This window comes from Lagierella massiliensis, from assembly GCF_001407835.1.
In the GTDB taxonomy this organism is placed as follows: Bacteria; Bacillota; Clostridia; order Tissierellales; family Peptoniphilaceae; genus Mediannikoviicoccus; species Mediannikoviicoccus massiliensis.
Window position 1 is genome coordinate 1 of sequence record NZ_CYUO01000003.1, and the last position, 5264, is coordinate 5264.

Annotated in this window: 4 protein-coding genes and 1 rRNA gene; all 5 read left to right on the top strand. The window is 32.2% G+C overall.

Annotated elements, in window-relative coordinates; translation table 11 throughout:
- A 5S ribosomal RNA gene (gene rrf, locus BN2746_RS00015) occupies positions 1-96 on the top strand; the annotation flags it as partial.
- Between the two features lie 148 nt (positions 97-244).
- Complete coding sequence (locus tag BN2746_RS00020) at positions 245-904, top strand: SH3 domain-containing protein (RefSeq protein WP_055077820.1); 660 nt, start codon at positions 245-247, stop codon at positions 902-904.
- Positions 905-1060: 156 nt separating this feature from the next.
- Positions 1061-2209 carry a CD0519/CD1768 family membrane protein gene (locus BN2746_RS00025; protein ID WP_055077821.1) on the top strand — a complete coding sequence of 383 codons (1149 nt, stop codon included), beginning with the start codon at positions 1061-1063 and terminating at the stop codon, positions 2207-2209.
- Between the two features lie 330 nt (positions 2210-2539).
- Positions 2540-3487: a carbamate kinase gene (gene arcC / locus BN2746_RS00030; RefSeq protein WP_055077822.1), complete on the top strand. Its 948-nt coding sequence runs from the start codon at positions 2540-2542 to the stop codon at positions 3485-3487.
- Positions 3488-3906: 419 nt separating this feature from the next.
- Positions 3907-5130 carry an arginine deiminase gene (gene arcA, locus BN2746_RS00035; protein ID WP_077064891.1) on the top strand — a complete coding sequence of 408 codons (1224 nt, stop codon included), beginning with the start codon at positions 3907-3909 and terminating at the stop codon, positions 5128-5130.
- Positions 5131-5264 lie beyond the last annotated feature (134 nt).

The following is a 5264-nucleotide window of genomic DNA, read 5'->3' on the forward strand; positions in this document are numbered from 1 at the left end:
GATACACCTGTACCCATCTCGAACACAGAAGTTAAGTCTTTTAGCGCCGATGGTACTATGGGGGAGAGCCCATGGGAGAGTAGGTATTCGCCCGTCAGAGGCTCTACAATATGTAGAGCCTTTTTTTATACATATAATACAAATATATTTCTTAAGCTTATTACTTACTAATTATTAAAAACTCAATAAATTTTCCTAAATTTTGGAATTTAGAGTATAATATAGATGATAGGGTGGGGATTTTATGAATAATAATAAAGATAATAAAGATAATAATGATTTAAATATAGAAAACACTGACAAGATTGATTATGCAGAAATAAATAGAAGATTCCGAGAGGAACAATACTTTTTAAATGGACAAGATCCATATAATGAAAGAGATGAATATGAAAGGTCAAATCCGTATCAAGAAAACAGAAATGAGAGATATATAAACAATAGACCACAGAAGCAAAAGAAAAAATCTAATTATACATCTTTTTTAGTTTTTTTAATTTCGCTTTTGGTTATAGCAACGGTTATTCTTGCTGCGTGGACACTTGCTAATAATAGAAGGATAAATAAAAAGCTTGATAACTTGGATAGGAGTGGTCAAACAGAAACTGTGACAGAGGGAGCTGATAACGCTACTTCTGCACAAACTTCTCCTTCAGAAGAAACAGATGCTACTGAAGAAACTGAAGAGACTGAAGAAACTGAGGAAACAGAGCCTGAAGAAAAAGAGACCATAAGTGGAAAACTTACCCAAGACTTAAACTTTAGATCAGGACCAGGATATGACTATGAAGTTATAGGAACAGTTCCTGCAGGCGCAGAAGTGTCTGGACATATTGAACAGGGATGGTTAAAAATTGAATATAATGGAAGAACGGGATATATTGGACCGAAATATGTAAAATAAAATACTAATTTGAAGTCACTGGAGACAGTGGCTTTTTGTTTTATTGTGTAAAATTCATTCCATGATATAATTAAAAAATAGAGTGATTTTCTCTATTAGATATTTAAAATTTGATGATATAAAAAAGCTAAGACAAATAAATTTAGAGGGTGAAAAATGGATAATAAGAAAATATATAAGAATGAAATTGGTTTTGAAGCGCCAATATTTATAATAATCTTTTTTGGGATATTCATATACATAGGTAGTGTTATGGGTGGCACAAATATGATTAAGACCATGATGAACACAGGTTTTGATTTACTTATGAATGTGTGTTTCTATCTTATGGCAGTGTCGGTGTTAGCTGGTGGCATGGCTGCAATTTTTTCTGAGTTTGGTGTAATTGCCCTTATAAACAAGGGGCTTTCAGTGATTATGAAGCCTGTTTATGATTTACCTGGGGCGAGTTCCCTCGGAATGTTAAACTGTTTTATGTCTGACAACCCTGCAATACTTACCCTTGCCTATGATGACAATTTTAGAAAATATTTTAAGAAGTATCAAATGCCAGCCCTTACAAATCTTGGCACGGCTTTTGGAATGGGGCTTATTATAGTTACAACTATGATGGGACTTTCTGTTCCAAATGCAATTTCTGGAGCTGTAGTAGGTTTTTTTGGTGCTGTATTTGGATCGATTGTATCTGTTAGGATTATGATGATAAAGACGAAAAAGTTTTATGGAACAGAAGAATATGTAATTTGTAAAAATGTTGAACCTATTCCTGAAAACAAAAGAAGGGTAAGGGAAGGCTCAATTGGATCAAGGTTTATTCAAGCTCTTCTTGATGGAGGTAAGGTTGGGGTTGATATGGGTGTTGCCATAATCCCAGGAGTTGTACTGATTTGCACTTTTGTAATCATGCTTACTAATGGACCTGGAGATGGAGGGGTTTATAACGGAACTGCAAACCAAGGGATAGGTTTACTTCCGATTATAGGCGAAAAGTTAAGTTTTATTCTTACTCCTCTATTTGGATTTAGTACACCTAAGGCGATTGCGATACCTATCACTGCCCTTGGAAGTTCTGGAGCTGCCATTGGTATGGTTTCTGATATGGCATCAAGAGGAATTATAAATGCAAATGACATTGCTGTTTTCACATCGATTTGTATGTGCTGGAGTGGATACCTTTCAACTCATATTGCTATGATGGATGCTCTTGACACAAAGGAGATGACAGGGCATGCAATATTGTCACATACAATTGGGGGACTATGTGGAGGTGTATTTGCTCATTTGGTTTGGCAGTTACTTTTTTGAATAGTAAAGTCTTATTAACATTCACATAAGTTATATGAAAGACCTATGGTAAAATAGAAAATCTTAAAAATATTTAGTAAAAGTATTTTAAAAAATCTTTAAGTATGATACTATGAAAATAGGTTTTCTTATGAAGCAAAAGAAAACGTTTAAAATTTATAGACACCAATATCCTTCCGTATAAAAAGATATTGTAGAAAAATTAGAAACTAATCTTATAATTATATTTGCAACCCGTTCATTATAAGAAGTTTGAAGATAGACTACAAATTGAGAAATATCTAAAAATTTTTACAATAAATTTATCAGATTGATATTCAGGAGGATTTTATGAAAGACAAGGTTGTAATAGCTCTGGGCGGAAATGCACTGGGACATGATTTAGAAACTCAAAGAATTGCAGTTAAAAACACTGCAAAGGCAATAGTAGATTTAATAGAAGATGGAAACGAAGTGGTTTTAACCCATGGAAATGGACCACAAGTTGGAATGATAAATAACGTTTTTACAGACTACAAAAAAAATAATCCAGAGTTTCAACACATGCCTCTATTTACATGTGTAGCTATGAGCCAAGCCTATATAGGATTTGATTTACAAAATGCATTAAGAGAAGAACTTAAAGAAAGAGGAATAGAAAAATCTGTAACTTGTGTTATTACTCAAGTAGTTGTTGATAAAGATGATAAAGCTTTTGAACATCCAACAAAACCGATAGGTCCATTTATGACTTTAGAAGAAGCAGAAGCTTTTAAAGCAGAAGGTATGGATGTTGTAGAGGACTCAGGAAGAGGATATCGTAGAGTAGTAGCATCTCCTAAGCCTATAGAGATTGTTGAAATATCAACTATTGACAAACTAATAAAAGAAGGCGAAGTTGTAATAGCCTGTGGTGGAGGCGGAGTTCCAGTACTTAAAGAAGGAAAAGAATACAAGGGAATTGACGCTGTTATAGATAAAGATTTTGCATCTTCAGTTCTTGCAGAACAACTTGAAGCTGATAAACTTGTTGTGCTTACAGCAGTTGAAAAAGTTGCTATAAACTTTGGAAAAGAAAATGAAGAATGGCTTTCAGAAATGTCAGTAGAGGAAGCTAAAAAGTATTCTGACCAAGGTGAGTTTGCACCTGGATCAATGTTACCAAAGGTAGAAGCTGCAAGTATGTTTGCAAGTTCAAAAGAAGGTAGACAGTCACTTATAACATCTCTTGAAAAAGCTTCAGAAGGTCTAAAGGGACTTACTGGAACAATAATTAAAAATAGTAGAAAGTATTTATAGAGATTTAAATTTTGAGTATCAACCTATTAAGCTTATAGGGACTGATACTCTTTTTTGTCGGAAAAATTAAAAAATTTAGATTTTCAAATTTTCGACATTTTTAATTTATATCTCATAAATATAAAATTTCAAAGGAGGTGAAAGATTTATTGCAGATAGAATATAGTCATATATATAAGAAGAAATGAATAATAATTAGTGAAAATGAATATGTTACAATTATTATTCCAAAAAAAATAGAAATTTTGGAAAATTAATTGTAAAAAATTAGTAAATTGTTGGATGTACAACTTTAAGAGAATGATATATGGTGTAGAATGGAATTGAACGGAAGGAAATTGCACAATAAATTATAAGAGCAATTAAAAATAAAAGAACATTAAAAATTTAATTTATTAAAATAGGAAAGAGGTGTCGACTTGCATAGTATTTATGTTCCTAATGAGATTGGAAAATTAAAGAAGGTCATGTTGCATCGTCCTGGAAACGAGTTACTTAACATGACACCAAGTGCATTAGGAGAATTACTTTTTGATGATATACCTTTCTTGAAAACAGCGCAAGAAGAACATGATAATTTCGCAAACGTTCTCAAAAATGAAGGAGTAGAAGTCCTTTATCTTGAAAATTTAGTAGCGGACATATTAGACAAAAAGCCAGAAATAAAAGAAGGATTTATAGAACAGCTTTTAGAGGATTCAAATATCAGAAATTCAGTTAAGGCTGACGCACTAAAAGAATACTTAACATCTATTAAAGACCCTAAAGAATTTGTAGATAAAGTCATGGCTGGAGTAAGTCTTAAAGAAATCGATTTAAATGAATCTGATTTTATAAAGGCACATAGTGGTGCTTCATTTGATATGGCACTTATGCCTATGCCAAATCTATATTTTACAAGAGACCCATTTGCCAATGTAGGCACAGGCGTAATTATAAACAAAATGAAAAATCATGTAAGACAAAGGGAAACGATTTTTGCAGATATTTTATTTAATCATAGTGATGAATATAAAAATGTAGATAAGCTTTATAGTAGATATAACGAATTTTCTATTGAAGGTGGAGATATATTAATTCTTAATGAAACCACATTGGCAATAGGAATTTCACAAAGAACTGATGCTGAAGCTATTGAAAAACTTGCGGAAAATATATTTTTCCACTCTGAAAGCAAAATAGAAAAGATTTTAGCTATTGATATTCCTAAAATAAGAGCATTTATGCACTTAGATACTGTGTTTACTCAAATCGACTACGATAAGTTCACAGTTCATCCAGGAATATTCCAAACGCTTAGAGTTTTTGAACTTAGCAAAGGAAATTCACAAGGGGAAATTAAATCCGTAGAGATGAATGATAATTTGGAAAATATATTAAGTAAATACTTAGATAGAAAAATCGAACTTATTCTTTGCGGTGGTGGAGACAAACTGATTTCTGAAAGAGAACAATGGAATGACGGTTCAAATACACTATGTATTGCACCAGGAACTGTAGTAGTTTATGAAAGAAACACAGTTACAAATGAAATTCTAAGAGAAAAAGGTATTAAAGTTCTTGAAATTAAAGATAGTGAATTATCTCGAGGACGTGGCGGCCCAAGATGTATGAGTATGCCATTTGTGAGAGAAGATATTTAATATAATTGGAGGTATTTAATGGGAGTAAACTTAAGAGGAAGAAGCTTTTTAAAATTATTAGATTACACAACAGAAGAAATTGAATATCTAATGAAGTTATCAGAAAACTTCAAAGATTTAAAACGTGCAGGAAC